Here is a 17,300-nt window from a genome sequence, read left to right on the forward strand (position 1 = left end):
ACAAGATCGCAGCCTCGTTGAACTCGTCAGCTCCTACAAGGGTATGTCAGGGCTTTTTGGCGACAGCCTTGACGCTGCGCTGGCGCTGCGCTTCGAACAGGCACACGCCCGTGGCCACCGAAACGTTGAGGCTGCTGACGCTGCCGGCCATCGGCAGCTTGACCAGGTAATCGCAGTGTTCGCGGGTCAGGCGGCGCATGCCCTTGCCTTCGGCACCCATGATCAGGATCGTCGGCCCCGTCAGGTCCTGATTGTAAATACTGACCTCGGCCTCGCCCGCCGTGCCGACCACCCACAAGCCGCGCTGCTGGAGTTTTTCCAGGGTGCGTGCCAGGTTGGTCACCGCCACCAGCGGAATCACTTCCGCCGCGCCGCAGGCAACTTTACGCACCACCGGCGTCAAGGTTGCCGACTTGTCTTTAGGCACGATGACCGCCAACGCACCAGCTGCATCCGCCGAACGCAAGCAGGCGCCGAGGTTATGCGGGTCGGTCACGCCGTCCAGCACCAGCAGCAGGGGGGGGCCTTCGCTGCGATCGAGCAGTTCGTCGAGCATCGCCTCGCCCCAGACCTGGCTCGGACTTACGTCCGCCACCACACCCTGGTGAACGCCTTCTACCCACACGTCCATTTCACGACGCTCGGCCTGGCCGATGGCAACCTTGTTTTGAGTGGCCAGCTCGACCAGCGCTTGCACACGCGGCTCGCTGCGACCTTCCGCCAACCACACTTGCTTGACACGCTTAGGGTGGTGACGCAGCAGCGCTTCTACAGCGTGCACGCCGTAGATTTTTTCCAGACTCATGACTTGGCCTTAGGTTTGCGCGACCCGCCGCTTTTCGCAGGGGCCGAACCCGCTTTTGGCGGGCCTTTACGGTGTTTACTTGGCTTGCTCGACGGCTTTTCCGTCCCGTGGGACTTTCCCCCAGGCGCCGCTTTACCACCGCTTTTGGCTTCGTTGAGCAACTGCTGCTTCAACTCGCGACTCTTGCGCAGTTCGGCGTTTTTCGCCGCTGCGTCGCTGGGGCGATAGGCTTCGGGGGCCTTGTCCTTGGCAGGCGAACGGCGACCGGCCGCCTTGGCTGGCTCACGCTCTGCGTTTTTTGCAGGAGCCCCTTTACCCTTGGTCGCAGGCGCTGCGCTCTCGCTGCCACGTTTTTTACGACCAGCCGGCGCTTCGGCGGGCTTGTCAGGCATTCCGAAGTCGATCTTGCGTTCATCGAGATCGACGCGCATGACCTGCACTTCCACGGTGTCGCCCAGGCGGAAGCTGCGACCGGTGCGCTCGCCCGCCAGGCGGTGGTGCACAGGATCAAAGTGGTAGTAATCGCCCGGCAAGGCGGTGACGTGCACCAGGCCCTCGACGTAGATGTCGGTCAGCTCGACAAACAAACCAAAGCCGGTCACAGCAGTGATCACGCCCGGGAACGACTCGCCCACGCGGTCTTTCATGAACTCGCACTTGAGCCAGTTCACCACGTCGCGGGTGGCTTCGTCGGCGCGGCGTTCGCTCATGGAGCACTGCTCGCCCAACTGCTCCAGGGCCGCTTCGTCGTACGGATAGATCCGTGCCTTCGGAATGGTCATGGCACCGGCGCGCTTGACGTGCGGGGTGTTCTGCTTGGAATGGATCACGCTGCGGATCGCGCGGTGCGTGAGCAGGTCCGGGTAGCGGCGGATCGGCGAGGTGAAGTGGGTGTACGCCTCGTAATTCAAACCAAAGTGACCCTGGTTGTCGGCGCTGTACACCGCCTGACTCAGGGAGCGCAGCATCACGGTCTGGATCACATGGTAATCCGGACGATCCTTGATGTTGGCCAGCAGTGCCTGGTAGTCCTTCGGCGTCGGGCCATCCTTGCCTTTGTGCAGGGACAGGCCGAGTTCGCCGAGGAAGGCGCGCAGTTTTTCCAGACGTTCCGGCGGCGGGCCGTCGTGCACGCGGTACAACGCAGGAATCTCGTGCTTCTTGAGGAACTCCGCGGTGGCCACGTTAGCCGCCAGCATGCACTCTTCGATCAGCTTGTGCGCATCGTTACGGGTCGTCGGGGTGATTGCGGCGATCTTGCGCTCGGAACCGAAGACAATCCGGGTTTCCTGGGTCTCAAAATCGATCGCGCCACGCACGTGACGGGCGCCCAGCAGCACCTTGTACAGCGAGTACAGTTGCTTGAGGTGCGGCACCACGCCAGCGTATTCAGTACGCAGGGCCTTGGCTTCACTGGTCTTCGGCGTTTCCAGGATGGTGCTGACCTTGTTGTAAGTCAGGCGCGCCTGGGAGTGGATCACCGCTTCGTAGAACTGGTAGTCGGTCATTTCGCCGGCTTTGGAGATGGTCATCTCGCACACCATGGCCAAACGGTCAACTTTCGGATTCAGCGAGCACAGCCCGTTGGACAGCTGCTCAGGCAGCATCGGGATCACGCGCTCAGGGAAATATACGGAGTTGCCGCGCACCTGGGCTTCGTTATCCAGGGCCGAACCGATCTTCACGTAGCTGGACACGTCGGCAATCGCGACGAACAACTTCCAACCGCCGGAGAACAGGCGCAGCTTGCCAGGCCTTGCTTCGCAATAGACCGCATCATCAAAGTCCCGGGCGTCTTCACCGTCGATAGTGACGAATGGCAGATGGCGCAGGTCGATGCGTTTTTCTTTATCTTTCTCTTCAACTTCCGGCTTGAGCTTGGCGGCTTCCTTGAGCACAGCCTCGGGCCAGACGTGAGGAATGTCGTAGGTGCGCAGCGCGACGTCGATCTCCATGCCCGGCGCCATGTAGTTGCCGACCACTTCAACGATATCGCCCTGTGGCTGGAAGCGCGCCGTTGGCCAGTGGGTGATGTTCACCTCGACGAACTGACCAACCTTGGCAGCGCCATTACGGCCCGGGGTAATCAGCACTTCCTGCTGAACCTTCGGGTTATCCGGCACAACAAAACCGATACCACCTTCTTCGAAGTAACGGCCGACGATGGACTCGTGGGCACGGGACACCACTTCGACGATCACGCCTTCACGACGACCACGGCGATCCAGGCCGGACACGCGGGCCAGGGCCCGGTCACCATCGAACACCAGGCGCATTTGCGCCGGGCTCATGAACAGATCGTCGCTGCCGTCGTCCGGGATCAGGAAACCGAAGCCGTCACGGTGACCGGCAATGCGCCCCAGGATCAGGTCGAGCTTGTCCACCGGCGCATAGGTGCCGCGCCGGGTATAGATCAGTTGAGCGTCGCGCTCCATGGCACGCAGACGGCGGCGCAGGGCTTCGAGCTGGTCCTCGGTGGTCAGACCGAACTCTTCGACCAACTGCTCGCGGCTAGCAGGCGACCCCCGATCGGCGAGATGCGCCAGGATCAGTTCGCGGCTAGGGATAGGGTTTTCATATTTTTCCGCTTCACGAGCGGCCTCGGGATCGAGGGACTGCCAATCGGCCATTAGAGAGTTTTCACCTTGTCTATATGCGGGTTAGTTTGGCATAGGCGTAATGAAACGGGAAATTTCAAGCAGCCGATTGCTTTTCTAAAGTCTTTTGACCTGCCTTTGAAGCCCGGAAAAGCGCCACTCGTGAAATTTAGCGGTTTTTTTCTCAGAAGGGGTTTACAGTTAAAAAGACGCTCCGTATAGTGCGCGCCATCGACGACGTACACACGATGTCGATACTGCCCAGATGGTGAAATTGGTAGACACGCCAGCTTCAGGTGCTGGTGACCGCAAGGTCGTGGAAGTTCGAGTCTTCTTCTGGGCACCAATTTCGAGCAACAGGTCAATGGCCTGTAAGCTCAACAAAAACCCGCGAAAGCGGGTTTTTGCATTTTTGCCCCCTGCAATAGCGTCTGGAAATTACTAAAACAAAAACAGGGGTTTACAGATCAAAACGCGCTCCGTATAGTGCGCCACATCAACAGCGGCTACGCTGAAGATATTGCCCAGATGGTGAAATTGGTAGACACGCCAGCTTCAGGTGCTGGTGACCGCAAGGTCGTGGAAGTTCGAGTCTTCTTCTGGGCACCAATTCAAACTTCGAGGTTACAGCCTTGAAGCTCACAGAAACCCGCGAAAGCGGGTTTTTGCGTTTCTGGCCTCCTTACCCCCTCTCCCGCCAAACACGAGCCGTAGGCACTGCCAAGCACAACGAGGCTGCGATCTTTCTCCAGGCGATTGAATCGCGAGTGAAAGATCAAAAGATCGCAGACGCCTACAAACCTCACCACGAACTTGCTCGCAATGAGGCCTGCCCAGCCGCCTGATCAGGCCCGGAACTGCCCCAGGCTTGCCTTCAACTGCGCCGCCAGGGTGTCGAGCACCTTGCCGCTGGCGGTGGTCTCAACCACGGCCTGAGCCGCTTTCTCGGCCTGAGCATGGATGGTTTCCACCCGCCCACGCACCGCTTGCGCGCCCTGGGCCTGATGAGCCGCGGCCTGAGTCGCCAGGCCGATGGCCGCATGCACCTGCTCTACGGAGGCCTGCACCGACTGCTGCAACCGCGCGCTGTCGCGCAGCACCACCAAGCCTTCGCTGGCCTGGCGCCCGGCCTGGCCGATAGCGGCCACCGCCTCGCGAGCCCCCTGCTGCAAGGCCACGATATGCGCCTGGATATCGCCCGTTGAGCTTTGGGTCTTGCTCGCCAAGGCCCGCACCTCATCCGCCACCACGGCAAACCCACGCCCGGTTTCCCCGGCCCGCGCCGCCTCAATGGCCGCGTTCAAGGCCAACAAGTTAGTCTGCTCGGCAATGCCGTGAATCACCGTCAGTACCACTTCGATCTGCTCGCTCTGCTGCGCCAGCCGCTCGATCACTTTCGCCCCAGTGTCTACCTGCCCGGCCAACGCCTCGATCAAGCCACCGACCTTGGCCGAAGTGCGGGTGTTTTCATCGGTGGCCTGGCGAATCTCCACGACCTGCTGCAAGGCCGCCTGCATCGCCTGGCTTTCCGATTGAGCCTCATCAGCCATTTGCGACAGCGCACGCAGGCTCTCGGCCACTTCATCACGCTGCATCCCGGCAGCCGCATCGGCACCAGAGTTGCGCAAGGTCATCGCACCAATCTCCACACCGGTACGCTGGGCCACATCGCCCGCCTCGCGCACGATGGGTTGCAATTTATCCACAAAGCGATTGACCGCTGACGCCATGTCGCCGATTTCGTCCTTGCTATTGATTTGCACACGCTTGGTCAGGTCACCCTCGCCTGCCGCCAGGTCGTTCATGGCCGCGATCAGCAACTTCAAGCGATTGACCACCCGACGCCCCAGCACCACGGCCAGCAGGACCAGCACACCGAGGCCCACCAACGCCAACCCCAGGCCGATACGCCAGCGCAAAGTGCCTGCCGCTTCTTGCACGGTACTGGCGGTGTTGGCCTGCATCTGCGTGGCGGTAACCTGGGCCGACTCCAGGCGACCGCGCATGGCGGTGGCGCTGTCGGCAGCCGCCCCCTTGAGGCTGTCGCCGACCAACTGGTCACCGCTGGCAATCAAGGCCGAGAAGCGCTGGTCAAGCGCCTTCAGGTCAGTTTCAACGGTGGCCGTGGAAACCCCCATCAAGACTTTACCGATCTCGACGCCGTTGGGGCTGATCGAGGCTTCGAGGTAATACACCGACGGGTCATTCTTCGCCGCATCCAGCACTTTGTCCAACGCCCGCTCACCCTTGCCTTTTTCCAGCAGCGCCTTGTTGATCGGGTTTTGCCGATTCAGGTAGCGGGTCAGGTGCTCACCGTTAGCGTCGTCATAAATAACGAACAGTACATTAGGATTGCGCTGGGCCCGGCGGGCGAATTCGGAGAGGGCCGGTATGTCGCTGTCCCACATGGCGCGTGGCGAGACCGAGGCCAGGAGCTGCGCCATATCATTGGCGGAATCCTTGAGCGATTTCTCGAGCGTCGTGCGCAACTGCGCTTGCTCGTCCTTCAGACGCGTCGACAAACCGACGGTGAGGCGCTGACGAGTACTGACAGACAAACTGTCCAGGCTTGAGGTGACCTCACGTCCGGCCTGCTCCAGCTCGCCAGACAATTTCTGACTATCACCCCCCAGCCGGGCCCCTAGTTCGACCTCCAACGCGGTGACCGTGCTTCGGGTCAGCGCGACAGCCACGAGCACTTGCACCAAAAGGGCGATACCCAGGGTAACGAACACAGGCCGCAATAGACGGCTTTGTAACAGTGAGAGAACGGCCGACACAGGGGAATCCCTCTACTAAACGCCATTAAATTGATGGCACTTCAATGAAGTACTTATTGTTAACGATGTGTAGCAAAGGTCGTGCCGTTCGACAGGCAGATACGACAAAGGCCCCGAACGAGGGACCTTTGTGTTTTATATCAACGCGTTATCAGGCGAATGGGTGACGCAGAACGATGGTTTCGTTGCGGTCCGGCCCCGTCGAAATAATGTCGATCGGCGCACCGACCAGCTCTTCGACGCGCTTGATGTAGTTACGGGCCGCCACTGGCAGATCTTCCAGGGTCTTGGCGCCCACGGTCGATTCGGTCCAGCCTGGCATCTGCTCGTACACCGGCTCCAGGCCGATGTAGCTGTCGGCGTCGGTCGGTGCGTCGATGACGGCGCCGTCCTGGTTCTTGTAGCCCACGCAGATGTTGATGGTTTCCAGGCCGTCCAGCACGTCCAGCTTGGTCAGACACAGACCCGAAATACTGTTGACGTCGATGGCGCGACGCAGAATGACAGCATCGAACCAGCCACAACGACGGGCACGGCCGGTGGTAGCGCCGAACTCGTGGCCACGCTTGGCCAGGAAGGCACCGACGTCGTCGAACAGCTCAGTCGGGAACGGCCCCGAACCCACGCGAGTGGTATAGGCCTTGGTGATACCCAGGATGTAGTCCAGATACATCGGGCCGAAACCCGAACCGGTGGCGATGCCGCCGGCGGTGGTGTTGGAACTGGTCACGTACGGGTAGGTACCGTGGTCGATGTCCAGCAGCGAACCCTGAGCACCTTCGAACATGATGTCCTTGCCGGCGCGGCGCAGCTCGTGCAGCTCGGCAGTGACGTCGAGCATCATCGGCTTGAGCAGCTCGGCGTACTCCATGCACTCGTCCAGGGTTTTCTGGAAGTCGATGGCCGGTTCTTTGTAGTAATTGACCAGGACAAAGTTGTGGTAGTCCAGCAACTCGCCCAGTTTGGCGGCGAAACGCTCACGGTGGAACAGGTCACCGATGCGCAAGCCACGACGGGCTACTTTATCTTCATAGGCCGGGCCGATACCGCGACCGGTGGTGCCGATCTTCAGTTCGCCACGGGCCTTTTCACGGGCCTGGTCCAGCGCGACGTGATAGGACAGGATCAGCGGGCAGGACGGGCTGATACGCAGGCGCTCACGCACCGGTACGCCTTTTTCTTCCAGCTTGATGATTTCCCGCAGCAGAGCGTCGGGAGCAACCACCACACCATTGCCGATCAGGCACTGGACGCCTTCGCGCAGCACGCCCGAGGGAATCAGGTGCAGGACGGTTTTTTCACCGTCGATCACCAAGGTGTGACCTGCGTTGTGGCCACCCTGGTAGCGCACTACGGCGGCAGCATGTTCGGTCAGCAGATCAACGATCTTGCCTTTGCCCTCATCACCCCACTGGGTGCCCAGGACTACGACATTCTTACCCATAACACTTGTCCTCATTCGCGCAAACTTGGTGCCGGCCGCAGCCGGCAGGAAAACTCAAGAAGCCAGCGGCAATACTTGCCAAAGCCCGTTCTGCTGAATCAATTGCCGGTCGCAGCCCGCTTCACCGGCGGCGACCAAAGGCTGCCCAGGCAAGGCCTGGACGACACGCTGACCCTCACTGCGCAACTGGCAGACTGCTTGCCAGAGTGCCGCATCCGTACTGTCAGGCATCCAGATACCGCCAGACGGTAGCTCGACTTCAGCACGCCCCAGGGTCACCAGGGTTTTCAAATCGGTAGAGAAACCGGTCGCCGGACGGGCACGACCAAAGTCGGCACCAATGTCGTCATAACGGCCACCCTGGGCGATGGACTGGCCCACACCCGGTACGAACACGGCAAACACGACACCCGTGTGGTAGTGATAACCGCGCAACTCACCCAGGTCGAAATACAGCGGCAACTCGGGGAAGCGCACCGACAGACGCTCGGCAATCGCCAGCAAGTCGTCCAGCGCCGCCAACACAGGCGCCGGCGCGTGGGCCAGGCGCTCACGGGCAGCAGCCAATACTTCACGCCCGCCGCACAGGTTCACCAGCGCCCGCAGCATGCCCGACAGATCGGCCGGCAGGCCCTCGGTCAGGCTGATGACTTCGTCGATGGCCTTGCGTTGCAGGGCATCGAACAGCTGTTGCTCCACTTCGCCGGACAAACCGGCCGCACGGGCCAAGCCGCGATAGATGCCAACATGCCCCAGATCCATGTGGACATCCGGCACGTCAGCCAGTTGCAGCATGGCCAACATCAAGCTGATGACTTCTACATCGCTGCTCGGGCTGGCATCGCCATACAACTCGGCACCCAACTGGATCGGGCTGCGCGAAGAGGACAAGGCACGCGGCTGGGCATGCAACACACTGCCGGCGTAGCACAGGCGGCTCGGACCTTCACGGCGCAGGGTGTGGGCGTCGATGCGTGCCACTTGCGGCGTGATGTCGGCACGAAAGCCCATCTGCCGGCCCGACTGCGGGTCGATCACCTTGAAGGTGCGCAGATCCAGGTCCTGGCCCGCGCCCGTGAGCAGAGATTCCAGGTACTCGATATGCGGGGTAACGACGAACTCGTAACCCCAACTCTGGAACAGATCCAACACCTGCCGACGCGCTACTTCGATACGCGCAGCCTCCGGTGGCAGTACTTCTTCGATGCCATCTGGCAGCAGCCAGCGATCTACCGTTGCCATTACGCCATTCCCCTATGGTCCGGGCGGCCAGCTTTCGGGCTGGCCTTGAGTGAAGCAGAAAATGCCTGCGCCAGGCGCGCATCATGGGCAAAAAACGCGCAAGAGCGACGTGACGAATGGCCCGCAATCGGCCTCGCCCAGCACTTCCCTCGAAAAACCTGTCGAGTCGTTCAACCCGACGCCTGCACCTATGAACCGCAATCGAACGTGCAGACGCAAAAAAGCCGGGAATTTCCCGGCTGCCGCATCATACACACGTTTTCCCAAAGGATCACCCCGCCCGACGCTTTAGGCGCCGGGCGGAGCGTCTCAGGTCAACGTCGCATCAAGGCTTGGACTTTTCCAGGTAGTGGAAGAAGTCGCTGCTTGGGTCCAGGACCAGAACGTCAGATTTGCTCGCGAAGCTTTCACGGTAAGCACGCAGGCTACGGTAGAACGCGTAGAACTCCTGATCCTGACCATAAGCCTTGGAGTAGATCGAAGCGGCCTCGGCATCACCATCACCACGGACCTCTTCCGATTCACGATAGGCTTCGGCCAGCAGCACACGGCGTTGACGATCGGCGTCGGCACGGATGCCCTCGGCCAGCTCGTTACCCTTGGCGCGGTGCTCGCGGGCTTCACGCTCACGCTCGGTGCTCATCCGCTCGAACACGCTGCGGTTCACTTCCTTCGGCAGGTCGATGGCCTTGACCCGGACATCGACCACTTCGATACCCAGCTCCTTTTCCGCCATCGCATTCAGCGAACGGGTGATGTCGGCCATAAGCGCATCACGCTCACCGGACACGACTTCATGCAGCGTACGCTTACCGAACTGGTCACGCAGGCCCGACTCCAGACGACGGGACAAACGCTCGTCGGCGATCTGCTTGAGACCGGAGGTCGCGGTGTAGAAGCGCTCTGCGTCCTTCACCCGCCACTTGGCGTAGGCGTCTACCATCACGGCTTTCTTTTCCAGCGTCAGGAAGCGTTGCGTCGGTGCATCCAGCGTCATCAGGCGACCGTCGAACTTACGCACCTTGTTGACGTACGGCACTTTCACATGCAGCCCTGGCTGGACATCAGCCTGGACCACGCGACCAAACTGCAGCAACACCGCACGCTCGGTCTGAGCCACGATGTAGAAGCAGTTCCAGGCAGCGATCGCCACGACGACACCGACAATAAGGGCGATCAGCGATTTATTGCTCATCAGCGACTCTCCCTGGTACGTGCTTGCTGTTGCTGCAGGTCCGCCGCCGCACGGGCATTGGCTTCATTGCTGGCGGCTGCCGAGCTGCTCGCAGGCTTGCTGGTGCTGCGCCCGCTCTCCACCATCTTGTCCAGCGGCAGGTACAGCAGATTGCTCTGGCCGTTCTTGTTGCCGGTCACGAGGACCTTGCTGGTGTTGCTGAAGACTTCCTGCATGGTGTCCAGGTACAGGCGCTCGCGGGTGACTTCTGGAGCCTTGCGATACTCGGCTACCAGCTTGGTGAAGCGGTCAGCCTCACCCTTGGCACGGGAGACCACCTCGTCACGGTAACCATTGGCATCCTCGATGATGCGCTGGGCCTGACCACGGGCTTCCGGCACAACGCCGTTTGCATAGGTTTCGGCCTGGTTACGCGAACGCTGCTCGTCTTCACGGGCCCGGATCACGTCGTCGAAGGCTTCCTGGACCTCACGCGGGGCTGCCGCGCTCTGGACGTTGACCTGGGTGACGGCGATACCCGTGCGGTAGGTATCGAGGAACCGCTGCAGGCGCTCCTTGATTTCGCTGGCCATCAGCTCACGACCTTCGGTCAGCACCTGGTCCATGGCAGTGGAACCCACCACATGGCGCAAGGCACTTTCGGTCGCGTGCTGCAGGCTGATTTCCGGCTGGTCGACGTTCAGCACGAAGTCCTGCAGGTTGGTGATCTTGTATTGCACGGTCAGCGGCACTTCGACGATGTTCTCGTCTTCGGTCAGCATCTGGCCCTGCTTGGTGTACGCCCGCTCACGCGTGACGTTTTCCAGGTACTTCTGGTCGATCGGCGGGAAATAGATATTCAGGCCCGGCCCAACCGTCTCGTAGTACTTGCCGAAGCGAAGCACCACGGCCTGCTCCTGCTCGTCCACGACATAGACCGCGCTGTACAACCAGACAGCCGCCAGCACGACCAGACCGATGCCGAGCAGGCCGAAACCGCCGCCCTTGCCCGGACGACCGCCACCATCGTCACCGCGTTTTTTACCACCACCGAACAAACCGTTCAGGCTTTCCTGCAGCTTTCGGAAGGCCTCGTCGAGATCCGGCGGCCCCTTGCGGTCGCCGTTGTTACGACGCTTGCCACCCCAAGGATCCTGATTATTCGAGTTGCCACCCGGCTCATTCCAAGCCATAGCGCTCTCCATCTGATAAAGCAAAGACGCACCCACGGCGCGCCGACCAATGCTACAGAATGCCTGACACAGCTTTCTCAGGCTTTTATTGCAAAGTGTGTTGTTCGATGAACTCCATCGGCCGCAGCCCTTCCCGGCTGACCAGCCGGTTGAGCTCCGACCGAGGCAGGCGAACAGCCAATAGGCAGACGCCTTCGTCGTCGTGTTCTTCTTTTTGCACCGCCCCCAGCTCGAAAAACTGCGCACGCAACCGGGCGAAACGTTGCGGCAACTTCAAGGTGCCGACAAACAGATCGTTGCCCAACAGCTCGGCCACAGCCTGCTTGAGCAGGTCGAGGCCGGTGCCATCACGGGCCGACAGCCAGACCCGTTGCGGTTTGCCGTCGGCATCGCGCTGGATCTGCGGCTCCACGCCTTCGAGCAAATCGAGTTTGTTGTATACCTCGAGGATCGGCAAGTCCTGGGCCCCGATCTCGCCCAGCACCACCATCACCTGCTCGATCTGCAGCATCCGGTCAGGTTCGGCGGCATCGATCACGTGCAGCAGCAGATCGGAATTGCTCGACTCTTCGAGCGTAGCTCGAAAAGCCTCGACCAGCTTATGCGGCAGGTGACGGATGAAGCCCACGGTGTCGGCCAGCACGATCGGCCCGAGGTCGTCCAGGTCGAGCCGGCGCAGGGTCGGGTCGAGCGTGGCGAACAACTGGTCGGCGGCATAGACGTCGGATTGGGTGACGTTATTGAACAGGGTCGATTTGCCGGCGTTGGTATAACCGACCAATGAAACCGTCGGGATGTCCGCGCGCTTGCGGCCGCGTCGCGACTGCTCGCGCTGGCTGCGGACCTTTTCCAGCCGCCCCTTGATCTGACGCAGGCGCACCCGCAACAGGCGCCGGTCGGTTTCCAGCTGGGTTTCACCCGGGCCGCGCAGGCCGATACCGCCTTTCTGCCGCTCAAGGTGAGTCCAGCCGCGAACCAGCCGCGTACTCATGTGCTCAAGCTGGGCCAGTTCGACCTGGAGCTTGCCTTCATGGGTACGGGCGCGCTGGGCGAAAATATCGAGAATCAGCCCCGTACGGTCGATCACGCGACACTCGAAGACACGTTCGAGGTTACGCTCCTGACTGGGCGTGAGGATGTGATTGAAAATCACCAGATCGACCTGTTCGGCCTTGACCAGGTCGCGCAACTCCTCGACCTTGCCACTGCCGATCAGGAACTTGGCGGTTGGCCGATGACGCGGCACGTTGAAAAACGCGACGGTCTCGGCGCCAGCCGAAAGTGCCAATTCCTGAAACTCCTGCGGATCTTCGCGCGCCTCAGGGTCCTGTCCATCCAAGTGAACGAGAATGGCCCGTTCACCACCACCGTGGCGCTCAAAGAACAAAGGAGGCTCCTATCAGGCGTTACCCGGTTCAGCGTCACCGCCTTCGGATTCGGTTGCGCTAGGCAGACGAATTGGACGAACTGGCACGACTGTCGAGATCGCGTGCTTGTAGACCATCTGGCTGACGGTGTTTTTCAGAAGGATGACGAACTGGTCGAAAGACTCGATCGTGCCTTGCAGTTTGATCCCGTTGACCAGATAGATGGACACCCCAACTTTTTCTTTACGTAAAGTGTTCAAGTAAGGGTCTTGTAGCGAATGCCCTTTTGACATGTGCCGCACTCCTTTAAGGATCAATAATAAAAATCGGAATCAGATGGCTTGGGCCGTCACACCCCCAAGGATAGACGGCAATTGCAAGGACTCAGCTCAATATGGAGATGGTCCCAAGGTATTTCAAGGCGCGTGGCAGATTGTCGCAATCGAGACTGTCGAGCCAATGCAGGTCAGTCCAGCTGCGCAGCCAGGTGAACTGGCGTTTCGCCAATTGGCGCGTGGCAATGATCCCACGCTCCTGCATCTCGGCTGACGTCAGCTTGCCGTCCAGGTAATCCCAGACTTGTCGATAACCTACCGCACGTATAGACGGCAACCCGGCATGCAGGTCACTTCGCTCACGCAGGGCTACGACCTCGTCTATGAACCCCTGTTCCAACATTAATGTGAATCTTTGTTCAATTCGCCGATGCAGCACTTGCCGGTTCGCCGGAGCGATGGCCAGGTTCGCGACAGTATAGGGCAATTGTTGCAGTCCCGAAGCGGCTGCTTCAGTACTTTGCGCAGATTGTCGCTGGCGCAGGACCGTCATGCTCTGGCCGCTGACCCGATAAACCTCCAGAGCCCGACTGAGCCGCTGCGGGTCATTGGGGTGAATACGCGCCGCCGACTCCGGATCGATGACCGCCAATTGCTCGTGCAGGGCTTGCCAGCCAAGGCGCGCGGCCTCTTCTTCGATCTGCGCGCGCACCTCGGGATCGGCCGCTGGCATGTCCGCCAGCCCCTCGACCAAGGCCTTGTAGTACAGCATCGTGCCGCCCACCAGCAGCGGGATCTTGCCCCGCGCCGTGATCTCGGCCATGGCCTGGAGCGCGTCACGCCGGAAATCGGCTGCCGAATAAGCCTCGGCCGGGTCGAGGATGTCGATCAGACGATGGGGAAATTCGGCCAACAGTTCTTTCGACGGCTTGGCGGTGCCGATGTCCATGCCCCGGTAGACCAGGGCCGAATCGACGCTGATCAACTCGCAGGGCAGGACCTTGGTCAATTCGATGGCCAGGTCGGTCTTGCCGGCGGCGGTTGGCCCCATCAGGAAAATCGCGGGTGGCAACGGGCTCATCAGCGACCGCGCAGGAACAGTTTGTCCAGATCGTCCAGGCCCAATTGGGTCCAGGTCGGCCGGCCATGGTTGCATTGACCGCTGCGTTCGGTGTTTTCCATGTCCCGCAGCAGGCCGTTCATTTCCGGTAGGGCCAGGCGCCGGTTGGCGCGGATCGCGCCGTGGCAGGCCATGGTGCCGAGCAGTTCGTTCAGGTGCGCCTGGATGCGGTCGCTGGTGCCGTATTCCATCAGATCAGCCAGCACGTCGCTGACCAGGCGATTGGCTTCGGCCTGCTTCAACAAGGCCGGAATCTGACGGATCGCCAGGGTTTCCGGGCCCAGCCGTTGCAACTCGAAGCCCAGGCGCTGGAACCAGGCCACATGCTCTTCGGCGCAATCGGCTTCGCGCTGGCTGACGGCCAGGGACTCAGGCACCAACAGCGGCTGGCCGCTCAAGCCTTCGCTGGCCATGGCGATTTTCAGGCGTTCATACATGATCCGTTCATGGGCGGCGTGCATGTCCACCAGGACCAGGCCTTGGGCATTTTCCGAGAGAATATAAATGCCTTTGAGTTGCGCCAGGGCATAACCCAGCGGCGGGATATCGCCTTGGCCGTCAGGCATCGCCGCCGCTCCGGCTTCCGGCAACGGTTTGAAGAACTCGCGATAGGCCGCCTGAGCCTCGGCTGCCGGCACGCTGGATTGCGGGCGCGGGGTGTATTGATACTGATAGCCGCTACCGGCACCACTCCCGGCCGTGTTGTAGCTCGGCTGAGGCTGGGGTTGTTCCAGCAGTGCATTGGCCGCCAGGCGCATTTCGCCTTGCGGCCCGAATTCGCCAGCGTCCAGCCCCGTTGGCCGGACCATGCCGCCCACCGCCGCCGGAGCCGCCAGTTGGTCTTCCGGGCGCACATCGCCCAAGGCGCGGTGCAGGGTGCCGTAGAGGAAATCGTGGACCATGCGCCCGTCGCGGAAACGCACCTCATGCTTGGTCGGGTGGACGTTGACGTCCACCACGGCCGGATCGACTTCGAAAAACAGCACGAAGGTCGGGTGCCGGCCATTGAACAGCACATCGCGATACGCCTGGCGCACCGCGTGGGCCACCAGCTTGTCGCGCACCGCCCGACCGTTCACGTAGAAATACTGCAAGTCCGCCTGGCTGCGGGAAAAGGTCGGCAACCCGACCCAACCCCACAGGTGCAGGCCATTGCGTTCCACCTCGATGGGCAATGCCTGCTCCAGGAAACCTGCACCGCACACCGCGCCGACACGGCGGGCGCGGGCCGCATCATCGTGGGCCTCGTGCAGGCTGAGGATGGTCTTGCCGTTGTGGCGCAAATGGAACGCCACGTCAAAACGCGCCAGGGCCAGGCGCTTGATGACTTCTTGCAGATGATCGAATTCAGTCTTCTCGGCCTTGAGGAACTTGCGCCGGGCCGGGGTATTGAAGAACAGGTCGCGCACTTCCACCGAGGTGCCCACCGGATGGGCCGCAGGCTGCACGTGAGAGGCCATGTCCCGACCCTCGGTCTCGACCTGCCAGGCCTGCTCGGCGTCGCGGGTGCGGGAAGTGAGCGTCAGGCGCGACACCGAACTGATGGACGCCAGCGCCTCGCCCCGAAACCCCAGGCTCATGACCCGCTCGAGGTCTTCCAGGTCGCGGATCTTGCTGGTGGCGTGACGCGCCAGGGCCAGCGGCAGGTCGTCGGAAGAAATACCGCCACCGTCATCGCGTACCCGCAGCAGCTTGACGCCGCCCTGCTCGACATCCACATCGATGCGCCTGGCCCCGGAGTCAAGGCTGTTTTCCAGCAGCTCCTTGATGACCGACGCCGGGCGCTCGACCACTTCACCGGCGGCGATCTGGTTCGCCAGCCGGGGGCTGAGCAGTTCGATGCGAGCGTTGCTGCCGATCACTTCCTCACTCATCGCTGGACCGCCACGTCATTGGCGGGAATGGTCAGGGTCTGGCCGATCTTGAGCTCGTCGCTCTTGAGGTTGTTGGCGCTGCGCAAGGTCGCGGGCGACACTTGGTAACGCACGGCGATCATCGCCAGGGTTTCGCCGGGATTGACCCGATGGTCCCGCGGGCCCTGGGCGATCTTGCCAGAGTCGCGCAGCCAGGCGATGTAGGTGCCTGGCGGAGGATTCTGCTGGAAGAACTGCCGCACGCCGCTGCTGATGGAACGGGCCAGCGCCTGCTGATGACTGGAGGACGACAGCTTGGAGGCCTCATTGGCGTTGGAGATGAAGCCGGTTTCCACCAGGATCGACGGGATATCCGGCGACTTGAGCACCATGAATCCGGCCTGCTCGACGCGCCGTTTGTGCAGCGGCGTGACGCGACCAATGTTGCTCAGGACTTTCTGGCCGACGTTCAGGCTGGAAGTCAACGAGGCCGTCATCGACAAATCGAGTAGCACACCGGCGAGCATGCGGTCCTTGTCGTCGAGACTGACGTTGCCGGCACCGCCGATCAGGTCGGAACGGTTTTCGGTATCCGCCAGCCAACGGGCGGTCTCGGAAGTCGCGCCACGGTCGGACAGGGCAAACACCGAGGCCCCGAACGCAGCCGCCGAAGGCGCGGCGTCGGCGTGGATGGAGACGAACAGATCGGCGCCTTTCTTGCGGGCGATTACGGTACGCCCACGCAAGGGAATGAAGTAGTCTCCGGTACGGGTCAGTTCGGCACGGAAGCCTTTCATGCCGTTGACCTGGCGCTGCAATTCCCGAGCGATGGACAGCACCACGTCTTTTTCACGCTGCCCGCGAGAACCCGAGGCTCCTGGGTCTTCGCCCCCGTGACCGGCGTCAATCACCACGATGATGTCGCGCTTGCCGGTCGGGGCCGGTGGCAGCTTGAGCGTCGGCGCGGTCGGGGTCACCGGCACCGCTGGCACCGTGGCGACCTTGGTTGGCGGCGGTGGCGGTGGGTCGGCGTCGGCCGGGTTATCGAACAGGTCCACCACCAGCCGGTTGCCGTACTGGGCATTGGGGGTCAGGGTGAAGCTTTTCGGGGTCACGGCTTTTTTCAGGTCGATGACCACCCGCAGGTCGGTCGGCGTCCGTTGGGCCGAGCGTATCGCGGTAATCGGCGTGTTGGCGGTCGCCACATTCAATGGCGTGCCCAGGGTCGCCCCATTGATGTCGATCACCAGGCGATCCGGGGCGGTCAGGGTGAATACGCTGTGCTGCACCGGCCCCGTCAGGTCGAACACCAGCCGTGTATTGTCCGGCGCTCGCCAAAGGCGAACGCTGTTGACCTTTGTCTCGGCCACAGCATCGACGGCCAGTGCCGTAAGCAACAGTCCTACGACAGCAACCACCGCGCGAAAGCGCATACAAAACCCCATCATCA

At 61.5% G+C, this 17,300-nt stretch carries 12 protein-coding genes, 2 tRNA genes and 1 pseudogene; 2 read left to right on the forward strand and 13 right to left on the reverse strand.

All coding sequences use genetic code 11. The annotated features are described in order from the left end of the window. Nucleotides 1-46: 46 nt before the first annotated feature. Nucleotides 47-805, reverse strand: a complete 759-nt coding sequence (gene rlmB, locus AACY31_RS00760) for a 23S rRNA (guanosine(2251)-2'-O)-methyltransferase RlmB (RefSeq protein WP_339491213.1) — start codon at nucleotides 803-805, stop codon at nucleotides 47-49. Beyond that, nucleotides 802-3,435: a ribonuclease R gene (rnr, locus tag AACY31_RS00765; protein ID WP_339478371.1), complete on the reverse strand. Its 2,634-nt coding sequence runs from the start codon at nucleotides 3,433-3,435 to the stop codon at nucleotides 802-804. Before rnr ends, rlmB begins: the two co-directional genes overlap by 4 nt. Nucleotides 3,436-3,661: 226 nt before the next feature. Here rnr and AACY31_RS00770 point away from each other — a divergent pair. Together AACY31_RS00770 and AACY31_RS00775 are read left to right on the forward strand one after the other, a co-directional pair. After that, a tRNA-Leu gene (locus AACY31_RS00770) sits at nucleotides 3,662-3,748 on the forward strand. A gap of 176 nt (nucleotides 3,749-3,924) precedes the next feature. Continuing rightward, nucleotides 3,925-4,011 (forward strand) — tRNA-Leu (locus tag AACY31_RS00775). A gap of 236 nt (nucleotides 4,012-4,247) precedes the next feature. On the opposite strand, the gene AACY31_RS28785 is transcribed toward AACY31_RS00775, so the two are convergent. The 11 genes and pseudogenes from AACY31_RS28785 to AACY31_RS00825 all read right to left on the reverse strand — a co-directional run bounded on the left by AACY31_RS28785 (nucleotide 4,248) and on the right by AACY31_RS00825 (nucleotide 17,298). Then, complete coding sequence (locus tag AACY31_RS28785; protein WP_445261514.1) at nucleotides 4,248-5,132, reverse strand: methyl-accepting chemotaxis protein; 885 nt, start codon at nucleotides 5,130-5,132, stop codon at nucleotides 4,248-4,250. Further along, a pseudogene (locus AACY31_RS28790) lies at nucleotides 5,106-5,846 on the reverse strand (HAMP domain-containing protein); the annotation flags it as partial. The pseudogene AACY31_RS28790 and the gene AACY31_RS28785, both read right to left, overlap by 27 nt. A gap of 487 nt (nucleotides 5,847-6,333) precedes the next feature. Continuing rightward, nucleotides 6,334-7,626: an adenylosuccinate synthase gene (locus AACY31_RS00785; RefSeq protein WP_339478367.1), complete on the reverse strand. Its 1,293-nt coding sequence runs from the start codon at nucleotides 7,624-7,626 to the stop codon at nucleotides 6,334-6,336. A gap of 54 nt (nucleotides 7,627-7,680) precedes the next feature. Continuing rightward, complete coding sequence (locus AACY31_RS00790; RefSeq protein ID WP_339478366.1) at nucleotides 7,681-8,868, reverse strand: ATP phosphoribosyltransferase regulatory subunit; 1,188 nt, start codon at nucleotides 8,866-8,868, stop codon at nucleotides 7,681-7,683. A 325-nt stretch (nucleotides 8,869-9,193) separates the two neighbouring features. Further along, nucleotides 9,194-10,063, reverse strand: coding sequence for a protease modulator HflC (gene hflC / locus AACY31_RS00795; RefSeq protein ID WP_339478365.1), 870 nt, complete (start codon nucleotides 10,061-10,063; stop codon nucleotides 9,194-9,196). Continuing rightward, a complete protein-coding gene (hflK, locus tag AACY31_RS00800) occupies nucleotides 10,063-11,235 on the reverse strand; it encodes an FtsH protease activity modulator HflK (RefSeq protein ID WP_339478363.1) in 1,173 nt (390 codons plus the stop codon). Before hflK ends, hflC begins: the two co-directional genes overlap by 1 nt. Nucleotides 11,236-11,320: 85 nt before the next feature. Beyond that, entirely contained in the window at nucleotides 11,321-12,622 is a 1,302-nt protein-coding gene (hflX, locus tag AACY31_RS00805) for a ribosome rescue GTPase HflX (RefSeq protein ID WP_339478361.1), read from the reverse strand. A 12-nt stretch (nucleotides 12,623-12,634) separates the two neighbouring features. Beyond that, on the reverse strand, nucleotides 12,635-12,895 hold the full coding sequence (gene hfq / locus AACY31_RS00810; protein WP_003186419.1) for an RNA chaperone Hfq: 261 nt from the start codon (nucleotides 12,893-12,895) through the stop codon (nucleotides 12,635-12,637). A gap of 91 nt (nucleotides 12,896-12,986) precedes the next feature. Next, on the reverse strand, nucleotides 12,987-13,958 hold the full coding sequence (gene miaA, locus AACY31_RS00815) for a tRNA (adenosine(37)-N6)-dimethylallyltransferase MiaA (RefSeq protein WP_339478358.1): 972 nt from the start codon (nucleotides 13,956-13,958) through the stop codon (nucleotides 12,987-12,989). Next, nucleotides 13,958-15,871 (reverse strand): DNA mismatch repair endonuclease MutL, encoded by a 1,914-nt coding sequence (mutL, locus tag AACY31_RS00820; protein ID WP_339478356.1) that lies wholly within the window; start codon nucleotides 15,869-15,871, stop codon nucleotides 13,958-13,960. Before mutL ends, miaA begins: the two co-directional genes overlap by 1 nt. Beyond that, a complete protein-coding gene (locus AACY31_RS00825) occupies nucleotides 15,868-17,298 on the reverse strand; it encodes an N-acetylmuramoyl-L-alanine amidase (protein WP_339478354.1) in 1,431 nt (476 codons plus the stop codon). Before AACY31_RS00825 ends, mutL begins: the two co-directional genes overlap by 4 nt. Between the last annotated feature and the right edge of the window lie 2 nt (nucleotides 17,299-17,300).

The organism is Pseudomonas sp. RL_105y_Pfl2_101, assembly GCF_963970585.1.
Lineage (GTDB): Bacteria > Pseudomonadota > Gammaproteobacteria > Pseudomonadales > Pseudomonadaceae > Aquipseudomonas.